Here is an 18917-nt window from a genome sequence, read left to right on the forward strand (position 1 = left end):
ACCCTGCACCCCCCTCGACGGGATCGTCGAGACATGACGATCACCGAGCCCAGCCCCATCACCACCGGCCTCGCGGCGAGCGCCCGCGGCCTCACCCGCGTCTACGGTCGCAGCGACGCCGCCGTCCACGCCCTGCGCGGCGTCGACCTCGACCTGCCGAGCGGCCGGTTCACCGCGATCATGGGCCCGTCGGGCTCGGGCAAGTCCACGCTCATGCACTGCCTCGCCGGCCTCGACGTCCCCACCTCCGGGACGGTGTCGGTCGCCGGCCGCGCGCTCGAGAGCATGGACGACACCGCGCTGACGATCTTCCGCCGCGACCACGTCGGCTTCGTGTTCCAGTCCTTCAACCTGCTGCCGATGCTGACCGCGGGGCAGAACATCCTGCTCCCTCTCGAGCTCGCCGGCCGCCGGGTCGACGCCGCCGCCCGCGAGCGGTACGCCCTGGTCGTGGAGGTGCTCGGCCTCGGCGACCGCCTGGGCCACCGCCCCGCGGAGCTCTCCGGCGGCCAGCAGCAGCGGGTCGCGATCGCACGCGCCCTGGTCGCCCAGCCCGACATCGTGTTCGCCGACGAGCCGACCGGCAACCTCGACAGCGAGGCCTCGGCCGAGGTCCTCGGGTTCCTGCGCCGCTCGGTGCGCGAGCTCGGCCAGACCGTCGTGATGGTGACCCACGAGCTCGACGCGGCCGCGTACGCCGACGACGTCCTCGTGATCGCCGACGGCCGGATCCGCGCCCACCTGGTCGACCCGTCCACCGACCAGCTGGTCGCGGTGCTGCGCGCGGAGCCGACCCGATGAGGACGGTGCTGGCCGCGTCCCTGCGGGTCCACACCCGGCGGTACGTCGCGGCCTCGGTCGCCGTCGTGATCGGCGTGGCGTTCATCGTGGTGACGAGCCTGCTGTCCTCGGCCGCCCGCAACGGGCTCGTGGCCGGGGTGGAGGTGCCCTACCGCGACGCCGATGTCGTCGTGACGGGCATCGACGGCGACCAGGCGGCCGGGATCCTCCAGCAGGCCGCGGACCGGGGCGACCATGCCTCGTTCCTGGGGTGGACCGTGCAGCACGTACGGGTCGGCGACCGGCTCCTCGGCGAGGCCGTCGACGTCGGGGCAGTCGCCGACGGCCCGGACCTGCGCTGGCAGGAGCTGCGCGCCGGCCGCTTCCCCGAGCGCCCGGGCGAGGTGGTCGCGGACGCCAACGCGGTCAAGGGCGACGGTGTCGCCGTGGGCGATGCGGTCCGGATCGGCACCGGCAACCACGCCGTCGAGGCCACGCTGGTGGGGCTGGTCGACACCCCGTCGGCGAGCGTCGGCGCCGACCTCTATCTCACCTGGTCCGACCTGCAGCGGTTCGCCGGCGACCTGTGGGTCGACTCGGTCGCGTACGCCGGCAGCGGCTCGTCGTCGCTGGCCGACCGGCTGCCCGAGGACGCGACCGTCCAGTCCCGTGACGCGTTCGTCGAGGACCGCCAGGCCGACCTCACCAACCAGGTCAACGTGCTCGCGATCCTGCTGCTGGTCTTCGCCGCGATCGCCCTGTTCGTCTCCGTGCTGGTGGTCGCCAACACGTTCTCGATCCTGTTCGCCCAGCGGGCCCGCGACTTCGCCCTGCTGCGCTGCGTCGGCGCGACCCGCCGGCAGGTGCTGCGCTCGGTGCGCATCGAGGCGCTGGCGATCGGCGTCGCCTCCGCGCTCGTCGGGCTGGTCGCCGGCACCGCAGTCGGCTACGCACTGGTGGCGGCCGCCCGGGCGCTGCTGCCCAGCGGGTCGATGGGCCTGCCGACGCCCTCGCTGCGCTGGTACGTCGCCGCGTTCGTCACCGGGGTGCTCGTCACGGTCGTCGCCGCGTGGCTGCCGACCCGCCGGGTGACCTCGCTCAACCCCTTGGCGGCGCTGCGGCCCGACGACGCGACCAGCGTCCGCACCCGCTCCGGCCGGATCCGGATCGCCGGCGGGCTGGCCGCGGTCGTGCTGGGCGCCGCCCTGCTCGCCCAGTCGATCTCCGGCAACAGCGTGCTCGCCATGGTGCTCGGTGGGATCACGTCCTTCAGCGGCGTGCTCCTGCTGGGACCGGTGCTGGTGCCCGCGCTGATCCGGGTGCTGGGCGGGGCCGCCGGACGGCTCGCCGGCGCGCCCGCGCGGCTCGCCGCGGAGAACGCCGTACGCAACCCGCGCCGGACGGCGGCCACCACGTCGGCGCTCCTGGTCGGCGTCACGTTGACGACCGCCGTGCTCACCGGGCTGGCCAGCTCACGCAGCGCCGTCGACAAGGACCTGGACCGCGACTACCCGATCGACCTGGCCCTGACCGCGACCGACGAGCCGCTGCCCGCCGACCTCCTCGACAAGGTCCGCGGGGTGACCGGGGTCGCCGCAGCGGTGGGGCTCGAGGGCGCGCCGCTGCACGTCCCCGGTGCGGGCACGCTGCCGGTGGTCGCGGCGGTCGATGCAGGCGAGGTCGTCCACGGCTCGGCGGGCGTGGCCGGGGTGCGTCCCGGTCAGATCTGGTTGCCCCAGGGCGAGGGACTCGACGAGGGCGGCCGTGTGACGCTCGCCGGCACCGGCGGAGAGGTCACGCTGCGGGTGCGGACCGGCTCCGGCTGGGGCGACGGCGCGATCGTGGCCACCGCGACCCTGAGCCGGCTGACCTCGGACGCCACGACTCGCGCAGTGTGGGTCCGCGCCGAGCCGGGCGCCGACGCGGAGGACCTCGCCGGCGACCTGGACGCCCTCGCCCAGCCGGCGGATGCCGACCTGGCGGACAACCTGGCCACCCGGTCCTGGGTGAACCTGCAGCTCGACATCCTCACCGGCACCGTCGTCGCCCTGCTCGGCATCGCGGTGGTCATCGCGTTGATCGGCATCGGCAACACGCTCGGCCTCTCGGTGCTCGAACGGGGCCGTGAGAACGCGCTGCTGCGCGCGCTCGGCCTGACCCGGCGCCAGCTGCGGGCCACGCTCGCGACCGAGGCCCTGCTGCTGTCGGTGGTCGCGACCGTCCTCGGCATCGCCATCGGGGCGACGTTCGCCTGGGTGAGCCTGCAGGCGCTGGTGAAGGCCGCCGTCGACGAAGCGCCCATGGTGCTGCCGTGGGGTCAGCTGACGGTCGTGGTGCTGGTCGCCGCGGCTGCGGGGCTGGCGTCCTCACTGGTGCCCGCGCGCCGGGCCGCCCGGACGACCCCGGCTGCGGGCCTCAGTCTGGACTGAGTGGTCTCAGGCCGTGGACTCGAGGTCGCGACGGACGCGCTTCGGGAGCGAGCGCCGGGCGGCGTACCGCGCCGCGACGGCGCTGGTGTAGGCCAGGCGCCGGCGGGCGGCGACACCGGTCGGGTTCGGGTGCGGCTGCGCCAGGTGCGGGTCGAAGCTCTCGGCGAGCGCGTCGCGCAGCAGCACCAGCGCCTCGGCGCGGAGCTGGGAGATCCGGGACTCGGTGACGCCGAGCTCCGCGGCGAGCTCGGCCATCGGCAGCTCCTCGAGGAAGTAGCCGCGGACCACGCGCTGCATGCGCGACGGCAGCTCGTCGACCGCGTCGGCGAGGTAGCGGACCCGCTCGAGGTGCTCGGCGTGCTCGGCCGGACCCGCGTCGCGACCCGGGAGCAGGTCGGCCAGGCCCTGCTGGGCTCCGGCGTCCAGGGGGAGCACCATCGCCCGGGAGACCTCGGAGTCGGCCCTCGTCACCTCGTCGTGGCTCAGCCCGAGCGCCGCGGCCACCGCGCCGTCGTCGGGGAACTCCCCCATCGTCGCCGCCAACCGGGCGCGGGCCTCCTCGATCTCACGGCTCCGGCGGCGCACCGAGCGCGACGCCCAGTCGACCGCGCGGAGCTCGTCGACCATCGCACCGCGGATCCGGGGCATGGCGTACCGCACGAACGGCACGCCCCGTGCCGGGTCGTAGGAGCGGGCCGCGGTCACCAGGGCGACCAGGCCGGCGGAGCGCAGGTCGTTGCGGTCCACGTGGGCCGGCACCCGCGCCATCGTCTCGCGCACCAGGTGCGCGACGAGGGGGAGGTTCTCGACGGCGAGACGGTCCGCATCGGGGAACGGCCCCGGCCGCAGGGAGTCCTCAGCCGGCTCGGCGAACGTGCGGGGCTCGTAGACCTCGGGGTCGGTCATGGGGCGCTGTCTCCTCGAGAGATGTGCGTCGTGCCTGGGTCCCGTGGTTCCACCTGGCCTGCGGGAGTCGCGGCGCTGTTGTCACCTCCCCATTCGGCGAGCAGCACGCGCGTCTTGAGGTCGGCTAGACCTGTTGTGCCGGTCACGCACCGACCACCTGCGCAGCCGGACTGCGTCAGGCCGAGATCACGCCTGGGGTCACGCCGGCCAGCGGCCGTCGGTCTGAGCCGCCGCGACGGCGGCCCGCCCGGCGGGCTCCATCCGGCCCGCGGCCTTGAGACGGGCCACCCGTTCCACGTTCGAGGACGACCACGGGCTCCGCGCGCCCCGGGGCGTCATCCTCAGGCAGCGGGTCTGCTCGTCCCGGCGGCGCGCCTGGCTGTCGATCCACCCGAAGCACAGCGACTCCTCGACGGCCTCCTCATAGGTGAGAGCCGTGACCGCGCGGCCCTTCTTGGTCAGCACCAGCCAGACACCCGGGGATCGGTCGTGGTGCTCCCGCAGCCACGCGCGCCACGCGGCGGCGTCCGGCACGAGCAGCTCGTCGAGCTCGGGCTTCGGTGCAGACCTGGGCATGCCGGCCATCATGCCCGCGCCTGCAGGGTCAGGCGGACCGTTCGAGCCGCTCGCGCGACGCGGCGGTGCGCGCCCGACGGGCGGCGTACTGCTGGGCGACCAGCCGCGTGTACGCCGTCCGCCGCCGGGCATGGGGGCGCTCGTGGTCGCCGCCCTCCCCGGTGTCGGCGGGCCCGACGGGCGCGGCGCTCATCGCCGTGGCCAGCGCATCGCGCAGGAGGACCAGGGCCTCGGTGCGCAACTGCTCCGCGCAGGCCTCGCTGGCGCCGACCTCCGCGGCCAGCTCCGCCATCGGGCGCTGCTCGAGGAAGTAGCCGCGCGCCACGTGCCGCAGCCGCTCCGGGAGCTCCTCGACGGCGACGACGAGGCACTGCACGCGCTCGTGACGTCCGCGGCGGTCGACCTCGACCACGCGATCCGCGTGTCGCCCGGCGGCTGCACCGTCGCCGACCGAGAGTCCCAGGGCGGCGGCCAGGTCCACGGCGTCGGGGAAGAGGGCGAGCACGGTGTCGAGGCGGAGCCGGGCGGCGGACGCGTCCCGCGGGCACGCGGCCCGGACCGCCCAGTCCACCGACCGCAGCTCGTCGACCAGGGCGCCGCGTACCCGGACCGAGGCGTGCTCCGCGAACCGAGCCGACCCCGCCGGGCCGGCGTCGCGCGCCGCGGCGAGGAGCGCGACCAGGCCGGCGGCCAGCAGGTCGTTGCGATCCGCAGACGACGGCACCCGCGCCATCGTCTCGCGCACGAGGTGCGCCACCAGGGGGACGTGCTGGACCGCCAGCCGGTCTCGCTCGGCGGCCGACCAGGAGCTCGGGGTGTCGATCGTCACTCCCCAAGTGATGCATAAACGGGCCGTTTCCCACAAAAAGACAGGGGAGAAATGCCCGTTTTCGAAGGTAAAAGTCTGCGGGCTCCTCGTACGGACTAGGACCGCCTAGTCCGTTCGGGCCAGGGGGACCATTGCCTTGCTGGCACGAACGGGTTGGCCTCTCTAGCCAGTTGGAAAACGTTATCGACCCGCCTGCCACCCGGAGGGGTCAAATCCTGTCGATTTGTCGTCACAATCCGTCCGGTCGTGAGTCACTACTCCCGTGAATGCCAGCACGACGACCTCGTTGTCGATCTCCGAACGCGACCAGCTCGCGGTCCAGCACGTGCCCCTCGTGGCGCACCTGGTCCGCGAGACGATGGCGCGGGTGCCGTCCTACATGGACCGCAACGACCTCCACTCCGCCGGTCTGCTGGCACTCGTGCAGGCCGCTCGCGCCTTCGACCCCGACCGAGGCGTGCCGTTCGCGGGCTACGCGAGCACTCGCATCCGGGGCGCCCTGGTCGACGAGCTGCGATCGGTCGACTGGGCATCACGGTCGGTGCGCCGGCGCGCTCGCGAGATCGAGGCGGCGCGAACCAGGCTGGCCGCCGCCCTCGGCGCGTTCCCCGACGACGCCGCGGTCGCCGAGGCCCTCGGGCTGCGCCCCGAGGACGTCTGCCGCGCCGACTCCGAGGTCGCCCGGGCGGTCGTCGTCCCGCTGGACGCCGGACCCAACGCCGGCTTCATCGAGCAGCTCGCCGGTCGTGGGATCGGTCCCGAGGACGCCGTCCTGCGCGAGGAGCGCACGCAGTACCTCGCCGCCGCGGTCGAGGCCCTGCCCGAGCGTCTCCAGCACGTGGTCCGCGGCTACTTCCTCGAGGAGCGGCCGATGGCCGAGCTCGCCGCGGAGCTCGGCGTCACCGAGTCCCGGATCTCCCAGCTCCGCGCCGAGGCGCTGGTGCTGCTGCGCGACGCGCTCGCCGAGGCCTTCGACCCGCACCTGGCGCAGCCGCACCCCAACCCCGACGGTGTCGCCGCCCGCCGGCGCCTGGCCTACACCAGCGCCGTCGCCGCCAGCTACGCGGCCCGACGTACCCTCGCGAACCCGCGCGCTCGCGAGAGCCTCAGCTCGACCGCCTAGAAGGCGCAGAACTCGTTGCCCTCGGGGTCGGCCAGCACCGTCCACGAGATCTCGTCGTCCGGCGCGCGCAGCACCCGTGCTCCGCGATCGACGAGCAGCTCCACGTCCACCGCGTCGACGTCCCAGTGGATGCGGTTCTTGACGGTCTTGGGCTCGGGGACCGGCACGAAGACCAGGTAGTCGAACGGCGCCCCCGGGATCTCCTCGACCCCCGCCCAGCCGTGCTCCTCGTCGGCGGACCACCGTCCGCCGACCAGCTCGGCCCACCACTGCGCGAGCCGCGCCGGGTCGGCGGCATCGACGACCACCTCGTAGAGCCGGCGCGCGGGCACCTGCTCGCGCTCGAAGACGCACAGCTCGCCGCCCTCGGGGTCGCGCAGCACCTTCCAGCGGAAGCTCTCCAGGTCCACCGGGGTCGCCCCGAGGTCGAGCACGTCCTCGACCGCCGCCGCGTGCACGTCGAGGTGCACCCGCTGCTTGACCGTCACCGGCTCGGGCACCCGGTTGAGCCACACCGTGTCCCGCTCGGTCGGCCCGGTCAGCAGCACCATCCCGTCGTCGCGCTGCTGGAGCTCGAGGTCGAGGGCCGCGGCCCAGAAGTGTCCCAGTCGGACCGGGTCGACGGCGTCGATGCAGAGGTCCTTGAAGGACGCGGGGCGTTCGCTCACCAGGACATCATGGCGGCACCCTGGGCGGGATCGGGACCGGGCCGCGGGCCCAGTAACGTCGGCTCGTGACCGCACCACCGACCAGGACTCGCGATCGGCTGCTGTCTCCGGCGTACGCCGCCACCACGATCGGCATGTTCGCGCTGTGCGCGCTGGTGGCCTTCGAGGCGCTCGCGGTGACGACCGTGATGCCGTCCGTCGCGCGCGAGCTGGACGGCGTCTCGCTCTACGCCCTGTCCTTCGGCGCACCGCTGGCCAGTGGTGTGGTCGGCATGGTCGCCGCCGGCGCCTGGAGCGACCGGCGTGGCCCGGCAGTGCCGTTGCTGGCCTCGCTCACCCTGTTCACGCTCGGGTTGGTGGTCTGCGGCACGGCCCCGACGATGGAGATCCTGGTCGCCGGCAGGGTCGTCCAAGGGCTCGGCGGCGGTGCGCTGACCGTCGGCCTCTACGTCCTGGTCGGGGCGATCTTCCCCGCCCAGCTGCAGCCCGCGGTGTTCGCGAGCTTCGCGGCCGCGTGGGTGCTGCCGTCGCTGTTCGGTCCCGCGTTGGCCGCCGCCGTGGCTCACGCGGTCGGCTGGCGCTGGGTGTTCCTCGGCGCCACCGCCCTGGCGGCCGCGGCAGCGAGCCTGGTCGCGCCCTCGCTGCGCGGGCTCGCGGCACCGGCGCCCGGGGAGGTGACCCCGGCGCGCTCCCGGCTGGCGTGGGCCGCGGTCGGCGGTGTCGCAGTGCTGGTCGTCGAGCTCGTCGGGTCCGCTCGGGGCGCGGTCGCCCTGGTCGCCGTCGTGGCCCTCGGTGCCGTGCTGGCCGCACTGCGGCGGCTGCTGCCGCCGGGCGCCCTCGTCGCCCGGCGCGGGCTGCCCGCCGTGATCGCCACCCGTGGGCTGATGAGCGCCTCGTTCTTCTGTGCGGAGGCCTACATCGTGTTCGTGCTCCAGGACCACTGGGGCCTCTCCGCGGGCCGCGCCGGCCTGGCCCTGACCGGGGTCGGCGTGGTCTGGGCCGCTGCCAGCCAGGTGCAGTCGCGTCTGGGCGAGCGGCTCTCGCACGTCGCCGCGATGAGCGCGGGAACCGGGCTGCTGGCCGGTGGCACGGTCGGGCTGGTCGTCGTCGTCGGAGCCGCTGCGCACCCTGCCCTCGCGGTGGCGGCGTACGTCGTCGCCGGCGCCGGGATGGGCCTGGGCTACCCCCGCACGAGCGTGGCGATGCTGGCCGCGTCCACCGAACGCGACCGAGGATTCAACTCCTCGGCACTGTCGGTCGCAGACTCGCTCGGCGGCGCGCTCGCGCTCTCGGCGTCGGGGATCGCCTTCGCCGCCTCCGAGCGGGCGGGCGCCGACCCGTTCCTGTCGGTCTTCGTGCTGGCCGTCGCGCTCGGGGTGCTGGCGGCGCTCGCCGCCGCCCGGACCGGCCAGGACCGATCAGGCCACAGCAGGTCAGGCCAAGCAGGTCAGGCCGGTCAGATCAGCACCGGCTCGGTCTGCTGACGCACCTCGTCCTCGGTGACGCCCGGCGCGAGCTCGACCAGGCGCAGTCCCTCCGGGGTGACGTCGATGACCGCCAGGTCCGTGATGATCCGCTGCACGACACCGCGGCCGGTGTAGGGCAACGAGCACTCCTCGACGATCTTGTAGCTGCCGTCCTTGGCGACGTGCTCCATCAGCACGATCACCCGCTTGGCACCGTGGACCAGGTCCATCGCGCCGCCCATGCCCTTGACCATCTTGCCGGGGATCATCCAGTTCGCGATGTCACCGGCCCGGGACACCTGCATGGCCCCGAGGATCGCGGCGTCGACCTTGCCGCCGCGGATCATCCCGAACGAGGTGGCGGAGTCGAAGAACGACGCGCCGCGGCGCAGCGTCACCGTCTCCTTGCCCGCGTTGATCAGGTCGGGGTCCTCCTCGCCGTCGAACGGGTAGGCACCCACACCGAGGATGCCGTTCTCCGACTGCAGCACCAGCTCGACGTCGTCGCCGACGTAGTTGGGCACCAGGGTCGGCAGCCCGATCCCGAGGTTGACGTAGGAGCCGTCCGTCAGCTCCGAGGCGGCCCGGGCCGCCATCTCCTCACGGCTCCAGCTCATGCTCGGGTCCTCACGGTCTTGCGCTCGATCCGCTTGTCTGCGGCCTGTTCCGGGGTCAGCTCCACGACGCGCTGCACGAACACGCCCGGGGTGTGCACGTGGTTGGGGTCGATCTCACCCGGCTCGACCAGGTGCTCGACCTCCGCGATCGTGAGCCGGCCGCACATCGCGGCCAGCGGGTTGAAGTTGCGCGCGGAGTCGCGGAACACCAGGTTGCCGTGGCGGTCGCCCTTCCAGGCGCGGACCAGCCCGAAGTCCGCGACGACCGCGTGCTCGAGCACGAACTCCTTCGGGCCCTCGGCGGTCTCGAAGACCTGGGTCTGCTTGGGCGGGGAGGACTTCACGACGTTGCCCTCGGCGTCGTACCGCCAGGGCAGCCCGCCCTCGGCGACCTGCGTGCCGACGCCGGTCGCGGTGAAGAACGCCGGGATGCCGGAGCCGCCCGCCCGCATCCGCTCCGCGAGCGTGCCCTGCGGGGTCAGCTCCACCTCCAGCTCACCCGACAGGTACTGCCGCGCGAACTCCTTGTTCTCCCCCACGTACGACGCCACCACCCGCCGGAGCCGGCCGGCACCGAGCAGCAGCCCGAGCCCCCAGCCGTCCACGCCGGCGTTGTTCGACACGACCTCGAGATCGTCGGTGCCGGCGTCCAGCACCGCCTGGATCAGCACCGACGGGATCCCGCACAACCCGAACCCGCCGACGGCCAGGGTCGACCCGCTCGCGATGTCCGCGACGGCCTCCGCGGCCGTGCCCACCACCTTGTCCACGCCATCTCCTCCTCGCCGGCCACGACGCTGTGACCCGGCTCTCGTCGATCCTAGTGTCGCCGGGCCGTCATCTACGCTCGCCCCATGGTCTCGTCGAAGGACGCCCCGGACTGGTCCCGTGTGCGCCTGCACGTCGTGACCGGCAAGGGCGGCACGGGCAAGTCCACGGTCGCGGCGGCCCTCGCGCTCGGGCTGGCCTCCCAGGGGCGGCAGGTGCTGCTCTGCGAGGTCGAGGGACGCCAGGGCATCGCCCGGATGTTCGACGTCGACCCACTGCCCTACGAGGAGCGCCGGATCGCCACCGGCCTCCACCACGACGGCCGGGCGCCGGGGGTGGTGCATGCGCTGCACATCGACCCCGAGTCGGCGCTGCTGGAGTACCTCGCCATGTACTACAAGCTCGGCCGCGCCGGCCGGGCGCTGGACCGCTTCGGGGTGATCGAGTTCGCCACCACGATCGCGCCCGGCGTCCGTGACGTGCTGCTCACCGGCAAGGTCTTCGAGGCGGTCCAGCGCAACAGCCGCAACCGCCACGCGGTCCGGTACGACGCGGTCGTGCTCGACGCTCCCCCGACCGGCCGGATCACCCAGTTCCTCAACGTCAACGAGGAGCTCGCCGGCCTGGCGAAGGTCGGGCCGATCAAGGGCCAGGCCGACACCGTCATGACGCTGTTCCGGTCGCCGCGCACGCTGGTCCACCTGGTCACCGTGCTCGAGGAGATGCCCGTGCAGGAGACGGCCGACGGGATCGCGGAGCTGCGGGCGGCCCGGCTGCCGGTCGGCGCGGTGATCGTCAACCAGGTGCGGCCCCGCGACCTCGGGCGCGAGGACCTCGACGCGGCGCTCGCCGGCCGCCTGGACACGGACCGGATCGCGGCCGACCTCGAGGCCGCCGGCGTCGGCGGCGGCCGGGCGCTCGCGACCGGGCTGGCCGCCGAGGCGCGCGACCACGCGGAGCGACGAGCCCTGGAGGACGCCCAGCGGGAGGTGGTCGACGAGCTCGCGCTGCCGACCGTCGAGCTCCCCCGGCTCGCGAGCGGCGTCGACCTGGGCGGGCTCTACGAGCTGGCCGCCGACCTCAAGGCGCAGGGGATGGCATGAGCACCCCACGCAACTGCGGGGGCCCCGCATGACCAAGGCACGCACCCGCACCCGTGTCGGTCCGCTCGCGACCAACCCGGAGCCGGCCCCTCCGCTGGACGTCGACGCACTGCTCGACGACCGGTCCACCGGCATCATCGTGTGCTGCGGCTCGGGCGGCGTCGGCAAGACCACGGCGTCGGCGGCGCTGGCGCTCCGGGCCGCCGAGCGCGGCCGCCGCGTCGTCGTCCTCACCATCGACCCGGCCCGCCGGCTGGCCCAGTCGATGGGCATCGAGGCGCTTGACAACACCCCGCGCCCGGTCAAGGGCCTCAAGCTCCCCGGGGGCAACGGGAGGTCGAAGGGAGCGCCCCTGCTGGACGCGATGATGCTCGACATGAAGCGCACCTTCGACGAGGTGGTCGAGAGCCAGGCCAACGCCGAGAAGGCGCGCCAGATCCTGGAGAACCCCTTCTACATCGCGCTCTCGAGCTCGTTCGCCGGCACCCAGGAGTACATGGCGATGGAGAAGCTCGGGCAGATCCACGCGGACGCCAAGCGCGACGGCACCTACGACCTGATCGTCGTCGACACCCCGCCGTCCCGCTCGGCGCTGGACTTCCTCGACGCCCCCGAGCGGCTCTCGAGCTTCCTCGACGGCCGGTTCATCCGGCTCCTGCTCACCCCCGCCCGCGGTCCGGCTCGGATGATGACCGCCGGGCTCGGGCTGATCACCAGCGCGCTGAACCGGATCCTGGGCACGCAGGTGCTGCGGGACATGCAGACCTTCGTCGCGGCGTTCGACACGCTCTTCGGCGGCTTCCGCGCGCGCGCTCAGAAGACGTTCCAGCTGCTCCAGGCGGACGGTACGGCGTTCCTCGTCGTGGCGGCCCCGGAGCCGGACGCGCTGCGCGAGGCGGCGTACTTCGTCGAGCGGCTGGAGGAGGACGACATGCCGCTGGCCGGCCTGATCGTCAACCGGGCCAGCCCCGCACCCGTCGGCACCGTGTCGGCGGACGAGGCGATGGCGGCGTCCGAGCGGTTGCGCAAGGAGGACCCGTCGTCGCTGACCGCGGGCCTGCTGCGACTGCACGCCGACCAGACCCGCATCGTCGAGCGCGAGGCGCTGCTGCGCGACCGGTTCGCGGCCGCGCACCCGCAGGTGCCGACCGTGGTCGTCCCGGCGCTCGCGGGCGACGTCCACGACCTCGACGGACTGCGTCGGGTCGGAGAGCTGATGGCGGGGACGGACTAGCGTCCCCGGTCAGGGCAGGCCGGTCAGGTCAGGTCAGACGGCGACCGGCTTGGCGACCGGCGACGGAGCACCCTGCTCGCGGGCGGTCTCGAGCACCGTCCGCCACGAGGCGTTCGGGCGACGGCGCAGCAACGCACGGCGCTCGCGCTCGGTCATCCCGCCCCAGACCCCCCACTCGATCTGGTTGTCGAGCGCCTCAGCAAGGCACTCGGTGCGCACGGGGCAACCCGCGCACAGCTGCTTGGCCTTGTTCTGCTCCGCGCCTCGCACGAACAGCTGGTCCGGTTGCGCTTCGCGACACGCAGCCGCCGGCGCCCAATCCTCAACCCACATGATGATGTCCCCACATCAGTCCGAGATAGGCGGCGTCCCCATGACGTCTACCCGGGATGTTCTCCCCTCGGTAAAGAAGTTAAGGAAGAAATCAGATAAGGGGCAGACACATCCGACCCAATCCGCGTAGTCCAAACTAACTAGTCATATCGGACTACGACTGGGTTCGGGTTCAGCGACTCACGTACCCTGGGCCCATGTCCGTGCCGCGCGACGAACGCCTGCCTGCCTCCCGCGTCGCCTCCCACCTGGCCGTGATGCTCGCCGTCGCCGCCGTGATGGGGGTCGTCGTCGCCGGGCTCGCCATCCCGTTCGCGGGCGTCCTCGGCATCGGTGCGCGCAACATGTCCCAGGCGATGGACAACCTGCCCGCGGAGCTGCAGACCGACCCGCTGCCGCAGAAGACCAAGCTGGTCGACTCCAAGGGCAACGTGATCGCGACCCTGTACGACGAGAACCGCGTCAACGTCTCGCTCGACCAGATCTCCCGCACGATGGTCAAGGCGATCGTCGCGATCGAGGACTACCGGTTCTACGAGCACGGCGCGCTCGACCTCAAGGGCACGCTGCGGGCGCTGATCACCAACCAGGCCAGCAACGGCGTGGTGCAGGGCGGGTCCTCGATCACCCAGCAGATGGTCAAGATGACCCTGCTCACCCAGGCCAAGACCAAGGAGGAGCGGCGCGAGGCCACCGACGACACCTACGCCCGCAAGCTGCGCGAGCTGCGCTACGCGATCGCGTTCGAGCAGAAGTACTCCAAGGACTGGATCCTCGAGCGCTACCTGAACATCGCGTACTTCGGTGACGGCACCTACGGCATCCAGTCCGCGGCCCGGCACTACTTCAACGTCAACGCCAAGAACCTCGACCTGCGCCAGTCCGCGATGCTCGCCGGCCTGGTGAAGAACCCCACCGGCTACGACCCCACGAACTCCCCCGACCGCGCTCTCGAGCGCCGCAACGTGGTCCTCGACCGGATGGCCGAGCTCAACGTGATCAGCCGCGAGAAGGCCGCGAAGACCAAGGAGCAGAAGCTGGGCCTCCGGGTGGTCCCGGCCAAGAACGGCTGCCTGTACTCACGGGCGCCGTTCTTCTGCGACTACGCGATCAACTGGCTGCTCCAGGACCCCCAGCTCGGTGAGACCGTCGCCGAGCGCAAGGATCTGCTGAAGACGGGCGGTTTGACCGTCCACACGACGATCGACCTGCGCTACCAGCAGGCGGCCGACGCCTCCGTCGCGAGCCACGTCCACCCCACGGACCAGGCCATCGGTGCGCTCGCGATGGTCGAACCGGGCACGGGCGCGGTGAAGGCGCTCTCCCAGTCGCGACCGATGGGCCGCAAGGAGAAGAAGGGCGAGACCTTCCTGAACTACGTCGTACCCCAGAAGTACGGCGACTCCAACGGCTTCCAGGCCGGCTCGACGTTCAAGCTGTTCGTGCTGGCCTCGGCCATCAACGACGGCACGTCGCTCAACACGACCATCAACTCGCCCAACGAGCTACAGATCCCGATGAACAGCTACCAGGACTGCGGCGACCAGCCCTACGCGAGCAGCGAGACCTGGCCGGTGCACAACTCGACCGGGTTCGGCACCTTCAACCTCTACACTGGCACTCAGCTGTCGGTGAACACGTTCTTCGCCCAGCTCGAGCAGCGCACCGGGTTGTGCCAGCCCTACAAGCTCGCCAAGAGCATGGGCATCGAGCTGACCGACCCCGTCGACGAGCGGGTGCCGTCGTTCACCCTCGGTGTGCCGAGCGTGAGCCCGCTCGAGATGGCCGAGGCGTACGCGACGGTGGCGGCGCGTGGGCTGCACTGCGACTCGCGGCCGGTGACCGCCATCGACGACGCCACCGGAGCGCAGATCCGTGACTACTCCTCGACCTGCGAGCAGGTCATGCCGCAGACGACGGCCGACGCCGTCAACGACATCCTTCGCGGCGTTCAGGAGACCGGCTTCGGCGCTCAAGCGGGCATCGGACTCCCTCAGCCGTCGGCAGGCAAGACCGGCACCATCAACGAGAACATGGCGGTGTGGTTCTGCGGCTACACCCCCAACCTCGCCACCGCATCGATGATCGCCGGCGCGAACCGCAAGGGTCACTGGATCACCTTGAACGGCCAGATGCTGGCCAACCGGTACGTCCCGAGTGCGCACGGCTCGACCACCGCGGGCCCGATGTGGGGCGACGCCATGAAGCCGATCGCGGCCTGGCTGCCCGACGAGGACTTCGTCGCCCCGGACTCCGAGATCGTCAACGGCGTGATGGTGTCGGTGCCGGACACGGCCGGCATGTCTCCCGACCAGGCACGCAGCATTCTCGAGGACGCCGGGTTCTTCCCGGCCGACGGCGGCCAGGTGAACTCCAACGCACCCGCCGGCACGGTCGCCTACACCAGCCCCGCCGGAGGCTCGACGACGACCAGCGGGTCCTCGATCACGATCTACGTCTCGAACGGCGTCCCCCCCGCACCGCCACCGCGCCACGGCGGCGGCGGTGGCGGCGGTGGCGGTAACGGCCACGGCCACGGCAACGGCAACGGGCACGGCGGCGGCCGCGGTCGCTGACCCCGCCCGGGCTCAGCCGAGCTGCCGGCGTACCTCCGCGGCGACGGCGCCGCCGTCGGCACGACCCTTCACCTGGGGCTGGATCATGCCCATGACCTTGCCCATCGCCTTCATGCCCTCGCCGGCGACGCCGGCCTGGGCGATGGCCGAGGTCACCAGGTCGGCGATCTCCTGCTCGGTCAGCTGGGCGGGCAGGTAGTCGGCGATCACCGCGGCCTCCGCGGTCTCCTTGGCCGCCATCTCCGCGCGGCCGCCGTCACCGAAGGCGGCCGCGGCCTCGCGCCGCTTCTTCGCCTCGGTGGAGAGCACCCCGATGATGTCGTCGTCGGTGAGCTCGCGGTGCTCCTTGCCGGCCACCTCCGCGTTGGTGATCGCGGTGAGCACCATCCGGAGCGTGGAGGACCGGACCTCGTCACGGGCCTTCATCGATGCGGTGAGGTCGGCACGGAGACGGTCCTTGAGCGCACTCATGTTCGCCATTGTGGCAGCCTTGCGCCGTGACCTCCCTGTCCCCCGCCCGCCGCCTGGCCCTGCGAGCGGTCGCCACCGGGGCCGTCGGAGGCGCCGCGCTCACGGCGTACGCCCTGGCCGAGGCGCGGGCCTACACGCTGCGGCGGGTCACCGTGCCGGTGCTGCCACCTGGCAGCCCGGACCTGCGGGTGCTGCACCTCAGTGACATCCACCTGACCCCGGGGCAGACCCGCAAGCAGGAGTGGCTGCGCCGCCTCGCGGGGCTCGCTCCCGACCTCGTCGTCGACACCGGCGACAACATCGCCCACCACGCGGCGGTCCCCGTCGTGCTCGACGCCCTCGGGCCGTTGCTGGACGCGCCGGGCGTGTTCGTGTTCGGCTCCAACGACTACTTCTCGCCGACGCTGCGCAACCCGATGCGCTACCTGCTGCCCGACGACGGCACCCGCCACACCGACAGCGCCCAGCTGCCGTGGCGCGACCTCCAGCGGGAGCTCACCTCCCGCGGGTGGGTCGACCTGACCAACAGCCGTGCGACGCTCGAGGTGCGCGGGCTGCGGATCGCGTTCGCGGGGGTCGACGACCCGCACCTGGGCTACGACCGCCTTCAGGACGTCGCCGGGCCCGCGGACCAGGACGCCGACCTGCGCCTGGGCGTCGCGCACGCGCCGTACCTGCGGGTGCTGGACCGCTTCACCGCCGACGGGTACGACGCGATCCTCGCCGGGCACACCCACGGGGGGCAGGTCTGCCTCCCGGGGGTGGGCGCGCTGACCACCAACTGCGACCTGGAGCCCGACCGGGCGCGCGGCCTGCACCGTCACCCGGCCGCGTCGGCACCGGGCGACCCGGGGTCCGCGTGGCTGCACGTCTCGGCCGGGCTGGGCACCAGCCCGTACGCCAGGATCCGGGTCGCCTGCCGCCCCGAGGCGACGCTGCTCACGCTCGTCGCCCGCTCCTGAGCGAGAGCTCTGGTCCACGGGGCGAGGCCGATTTCGAGCGCCCCGCGCGGCTCGGGTATGGTTGCCCCTGCTTGGGGGCCGGACGGTGTCCGGATCCAGCGATCGGGCTGTGGCGCAGCTTGGTAGCGCGCCTCGTTCGGGACGAGGAGGCCGCAGGTTCAAATCCTGTCAGCCCGACCATGTGCAGGCCCGGATCCGCAGTGCGGATCCGGGCCTGCTGCATCATCCGGACGGGCTCGCCGTGGCACACTGCCGGTCATGCCGGAGAAGACCGACGGGGAGCCCGGGAAGGACGCCGGCAGGGACGAGCCCTCGCTGGAGCTGCCCTCCCTGGGGTGGCGCCGCAAGCGGCGGCGTACCCCTGCCGACCCGGTCGCCCCTGAGCCGATCGAGGTGGCCGAGCCGGCCGAGGCGCCGACCGCGCCGCTCCCCGCGCAGCCCGAGCCCGTCGCGTCGCCCGAGCCCGTCGCGTCGCCCGAGCCCGTCGCGTCGCCCGAGCCGGTCGCGGAGGCCGAGCCCGTCGTCGAGGCCGAGCCGGGGCCGCGGGTGCGCCCGGTGCGCGGGCCCGGCGGGATGGCGGTGGTCGTGCTGACCGGCCTGGTGGTCGGGCTCGGTATCGTCGGGCTCACCTGGGCGTCGCTGCGCCTGTGCGAGACCGTCCAGGGCACGTCGTCGTGCGGCGACACCGGCTACGTCCTGCTGATCGGGATCCTCGCGGTGATGATCATCGTCGGCTCGCTGCTGCTGCGGCTGACCCGGGTGCCCGAGCCGGGGAGCACGAGCTTCCTCGCCGTCGGGCTGACCGCGGTGCTCGCCCTGGTGTTCCTCGTGGACTCACTCATGGACCGGCCCATGGTGGTGGTCATCCCGCTGATCTCGGCGGGCACCTTCGCCCTCGCCCACTGGGTCACCCGCACCTTCGCGAGCCCCGACCAACGTTGACCCGCCCGAAACTTTCGGGCGGGTCAACGTGGTTTGTCGACATTCGACGTTGACCCGTCGTGAAGTTTCGGGCGGGTCAACCTCGACTCAGCGAGCGGCGAGCAGCTCGGCGATCTGCACGGTGTTGAGCGCGGCGCCCTTGCGCAGGTTGTCGTTCGAGATGAACAGTGCCAGGCCGCGGTCGCCGTCGACGCCCGGGTCGGTGCGGAGCCGGCCGACGTACGACGGGTCCTTGCCGGCGGCCTGGAGCGGGTTCGGGATGTCCGACAGCTCCACACCGGGTGCGTCGGCCAGCAGCTCGGCGGCGCGCTGCGGCGTCATCGGGCGCTCGAACTCCGCGTTGATCGCCAGCGAGTGGCCGGTGAAGACCGGCACCCGCACGCAGATCCCGGACACCGGCAGGTCGGGGATGCCGAGGATCTTGCGCGACTCGTTGCGCAGCTTCTGCTCCTCGTCGGTCTCGTTCAGCCCGTCGTCCACGATCGAGCCGGCCATCGGCAGCACGTTGTAGGCGATGGTGCGGGCGTACTTCACCGGGTCGGGGAACGCCACCGCCTCCCCGTCGTAGGCGAGCTCGCGCGCCTTGTCACCGGCGGCCGCGACCTGGGTCGCCAGCTCGTCGACGCCGGCCACGCCGGAGCCGGAGACCGCCTGGTAGGTCGACGCGATCAGCCGCACCAGCCCGGCCTCGTCGTGCAGCGGCTTGAGCACCGGCATCGCGGCCATCGTGGTGCAGTTGGGGTTGGCGATGATGCCCAAGCGGGCCTCGTCGAGCGCGCCGGGGTTGACCTCCGCGACGACGAGCGGCACGTCGGGATCCATCCGGAACGCCGAGGAGTTGTCGATCACGGTCACGCCGGCGGCCGCGAACTTCGGCGCCAGCGCACGCGAGGTCGAGGCGCCGGCGGAGAAGATCGCCACGTCGAGCCCGGCCGGGTCGGCGGTCGAGGCGTCCTCGACGAGGATCTCGCGCCCGGCGAACGGCAGCACCGTGCCGGCCGAGCGGGCGGAGGCGAAGAACCGGATCTCCGCGATCGGGAAGGCGCGCTCCTCGAGGATCTGGCGTACGGCGACGCCGACCTGCCCAGTGGCCCCGACAATGCCGATGTTCACCATGACGACTCCTCGAGGGCA

Annotated in this window: 18 protein-coding genes and 1 tRNA gene; 10 read left to right on the forward strand and 9 right to left on the reverse strand. The window is 72.8% G+C overall.

The window, feature by feature from the left end; genetic code table 11:
- Positions 1–33: 33 nt before the first annotated feature.
- A complete protein-coding gene (locus QQZ14_RS02690; RefSeq protein WP_284532624.1) occupies positions 34–801 on the forward strand; it encodes an ABC transporter ATP-binding protein in 768 nt (255 codons plus the stop codon).
- Positions 798–3209 (forward strand): ABC transporter permease, encoded by a 2412-nt coding sequence (locus QQZ14_RS02695; RefSeq protein ID WP_284532625.1) that lies wholly within the window; start codon positions 798–800, stop codon positions 3207–3209. Before QQZ14_RS02690 ends, QQZ14_RS02695 begins: the two co-directional genes overlap by 4 nt.
- A gap of 6 nt (positions 3210–3215) precedes the next feature.
- Here the strand turns inward: QQZ14_RS02695 and QQZ14_RS02700 are convergent, their stop codons facing one another.
- The 3 genes from QQZ14_RS02700 to QQZ14_RS02710 all read right to left on the reverse strand — a co-directional run bounded on the left by QQZ14_RS02700 (position 3216) and on the right by QQZ14_RS02710 (position 5520).
- Positions 3216–4115 (reverse strand): sigma-70 family RNA polymerase sigma factor, encoded by a 900-nt coding sequence (locus QQZ14_RS02700; RefSeq protein ID WP_284532626.1) that lies wholly within the window; start codon positions 4113–4115, stop codon positions 3216–3218.
- Between the two features lie 198 nt (positions 4116–4313).
- Positions 4314–4691 (reverse strand): YdeI/OmpD-associated family protein, encoded by a 378-nt coding sequence (locus tag QQZ14_RS02705; RefSeq protein ID WP_284532627.1) that lies wholly within the window; start codon positions 4689–4691, stop codon positions 4314–4316.
- Between the two features lie 28 nt (positions 4692–4719).
- Entirely contained in the window at positions 4720–5520 is an 801-nt protein-coding gene (locus tag QQZ14_RS02710; protein ID WP_284532628.1) for a sigma-70 family RNA polymerase sigma factor, read from the reverse strand.
- A 262-nt stretch (positions 5521–5782) separates the two neighbouring features.
- Between QQZ14_RS02710 and QQZ14_RS02715 the strand changes: the two genes are divergently transcribed.
- On the forward strand, positions 5783–6643 hold the full coding sequence (locus QQZ14_RS02715; protein WP_284532629.1) for a sigma-70 family RNA polymerase sigma factor: 861 nt from the start codon (positions 5783–5785) through the stop codon (positions 6641–6643).
- On the opposite strand, the gene QQZ14_RS02720 is transcribed toward QQZ14_RS02715, so the two are convergent.
- A complete protein-coding gene (locus QQZ14_RS02720; protein WP_284532631.1) occupies positions 6640–7311 on the reverse strand; it encodes a VOC family protein in 672 nt (223 codons plus the stop codon). The two genes, QQZ14_RS02715 and QQZ14_RS02720, sit on opposite strands and share 4 nt — an antisense overlap.
- Before the next feature lie 65 nt (positions 7312–7376).
- On the opposite strand from QQZ14_RS02720, the gene QQZ14_RS02725 reads away from it, so the two are divergent.
- A complete protein-coding gene (locus QQZ14_RS02725; RefSeq protein ID WP_284532632.1) occupies positions 7377–8795 on the forward strand; it encodes an MFS transporter in 1419 nt (472 codons plus the stop codon).
- Here QQZ14_RS02725 and QQZ14_RS02730 read toward each other — a convergent pair.
- On the reverse strand, positions 8768–9394 hold the full coding sequence (locus QQZ14_RS02730) for a CoA transferase subunit B (RefSeq protein ID WP_284532633.1): 627 nt from the start codon (positions 9392–9394) through the stop codon (positions 8768–8770). The genes QQZ14_RS02725 and QQZ14_RS02730 overlap by 28 nt on opposite strands.
- Entirely contained in the window at positions 9391–10164 is a 774-nt protein-coding gene (locus QQZ14_RS02735) for a CoA transferase subunit A (protein ID WP_284532634.1), read from the reverse strand. Before QQZ14_RS02735 ends, QQZ14_RS02730 begins: the two co-directional genes overlap by 4 nt.
- 84 nt (positions 10165–10248) lie before the next feature.
- On the opposite strand from QQZ14_RS02735, the gene QQZ14_RS02740 reads away from it, so the two are divergent.
- Positions 10249–11265 (forward strand): ArsA-related P-loop ATPase, encoded by a 1017-nt coding sequence (locus QQZ14_RS02740; RefSeq protein ID WP_284532635.1) that lies wholly within the window; start codon positions 10249–10251, stop codon positions 11263–11265.
- A gap of 28 nt (positions 11266–11293) precedes the next feature.
- Positions 11294–12499 (forward strand): ArsA family ATPase, encoded by a 1206-nt coding sequence (locus QQZ14_RS02745; RefSeq protein ID WP_284532636.1) that lies wholly within the window; start codon positions 11294–11296, stop codon positions 12497–12499.
- A 33-nt stretch (positions 12500–12532) separates the two neighbouring features.
- Here the strand turns inward: QQZ14_RS02745 and QQZ14_RS02750 are convergent, their stop codons facing one another.
- Positions 12533–12832, reverse strand: a complete 300-nt coding sequence (locus QQZ14_RS02750) for a WhiB family transcriptional regulator (protein ID WP_284532637.1) — start codon at positions 12830–12832, stop codon at positions 12533–12535.
- A 197-nt stretch (positions 12833–13029) separates the two neighbouring features.
- On the opposite strand from QQZ14_RS02750, the gene QQZ14_RS02755 reads away from it, so the two are divergent.
- Positions 13030–15408, forward strand: coding sequence for a transglycosylase domain-containing protein (locus QQZ14_RS02755; protein ID WP_284532638.1), 2379 nt, complete (start codon positions 13030–13032; stop codon positions 15406–15408).
- A 12-nt stretch (positions 15409–15420) separates the two neighbouring features.
- Here QQZ14_RS02755 and QQZ14_RS02760 read toward each other — a convergent pair whose 3' ends face one another.
- Positions 15421–15879, reverse strand: coding sequence for a GatB/YqeY domain-containing protein (locus QQZ14_RS02760; protein ID WP_284532639.1), 459 nt, complete (start codon positions 15877–15879; stop codon positions 15421–15423).
- Positions 15880–15905: 26 nt separating this feature from the next.
- Between QQZ14_RS02760 and QQZ14_RS02765 the strand changes: the two genes are divergently transcribed.
- The 3 genes from QQZ14_RS02765 (at position 15906) to QQZ14_RS02775 (ending at position 17783) form a co-directional block, all read left to right on the forward strand.
- On the forward strand, positions 15906–16841 hold the full coding sequence (locus QQZ14_RS02765) for a metallophosphoesterase (RefSeq protein WP_446740466.1): 936 nt from the start codon (positions 15906–15908) through the stop codon (positions 16839–16841).
- A 103-nt stretch (positions 16842–16944) separates the two neighbouring features.
- Positions 16945–17021: transfer RNA gene (locus tag QQZ14_RS02770), tRNA-Pro, on the forward strand.
- 78 nt (positions 17022–17099) lie between these two features.
- A complete protein-coding gene (locus QQZ14_RS02775; protein WP_284532640.1) occupies positions 17100–17783 on the forward strand; it encodes a hypothetical protein in 684 nt (227 codons plus the stop codon).
- 87 nt (positions 17784–17870) lie between these two features.
- On the opposite strand, the gene QQZ14_RS02780 is transcribed toward QQZ14_RS02775, so the two are convergent.
- Positions 17871–18899, reverse strand: a complete 1029-nt coding sequence (locus QQZ14_RS02780) for an aspartate-semialdehyde dehydrogenase (RefSeq protein ID WP_284532641.1) — start codon at positions 18897–18899, stop codon at positions 17871–17873.
- Positions 18900–18917 lie beyond the last annotated feature (18 nt).

The organism is Nocardioides sp. T2.26MG-1, assembly GCF_950101795.1.
Classification (GTDB): Bacteria; Actinomycetota; Actinomycetes; order Propionibacteriales; family Nocardioidaceae; genus Nocardioides.

Excerpts from the sequence above, each read along its gene's own strand:
- QQZ14_RS02690 (WP_284532624.1), top strand. The coding sequence starts at position 34 with ATGACGATCACCGAGCCCAGCCCCATCACCACCGGCCTCGCGGCGAGC.
- QQZ14_RS02695 (WP_284532625.1), top strand. The coding sequence starts at position 798 with ATGAGGACGGTGCTGGCCGCGTCCCTGCGGGTCCACACCCGGCGGTAC.
- QQZ14_RS02700 (WP_284532626.1), bottom strand. The coding sequence starts at position 4,115 with ATGACCGACCCCGAGGTCTACGAGCCCCGCACGTTCGCCGAGCCGGCT.
- QQZ14_RS02705 (WP_284532627.1), bottom strand. The coding sequence starts at position 4,691 with ATGCCCAGGTCTGCACCGAAGCCCGAGCTCGACGAGCTGCTCGTGCCG.
- QQZ14_RS02730 (WP_284532633.1), bottom strand. The coding sequence starts at position 9,394 with ATGAGCTGGAGCCGTGAGGAGATGGCGGCCCGGGCCGCCTCGGAGCTG.
- QQZ14_RS02740 (WP_284532635.1), top strand. The coding sequence starts at position 10,249 with ATGGTCTCGTCGAAGGACGCCCCGGACTGGTCCCGTGTGCGCCTGCAC.
- QQZ14_RS02745 (WP_284532636.1), top strand. The coding sequence starts at position 11,294 with ATGACCAAGGCACGCACCCGCACCCGTGTCGGTCCGCTCGCGACCAAC.
- QQZ14_RS02750 (WP_284532637.1), bottom strand. The coding sequence starts at position 12,832 with ATGTGGGTTGAGGATTGGGCGCCGGCGGCTGCGTGTCGCGAAGCGCAA.
- QQZ14_RS02755 (WP_284532638.1), top strand. The coding sequence starts at position 13,030 with ATGTCCGTGCCGCGCGACGAACGCCTGCCTGCCTCCCGCGTCGCCTCC.
- QQZ14_RS02760 (WP_284532639.1), bottom strand. The coding sequence starts at position 15,879 with ATGAGTGCGCTCAAGGACCGTCTCCGTGCCGACCTCACCGCATCGATG.
- QQZ14_RS02775 (WP_284532640.1), top strand. The coding sequence starts at position 17,100 with ATGCCGGAGAAGACCGACGGGGAGCCCGGGAAGGACGCCGGCAGGGAC.
- QQZ14_RS02780 (WP_284532641.1), bottom strand. The coding sequence starts at position 18,899 with ATGGTGAACATCGGCATTGTCGGGGCCACTGGGCAGGTCGGCGTCGCC.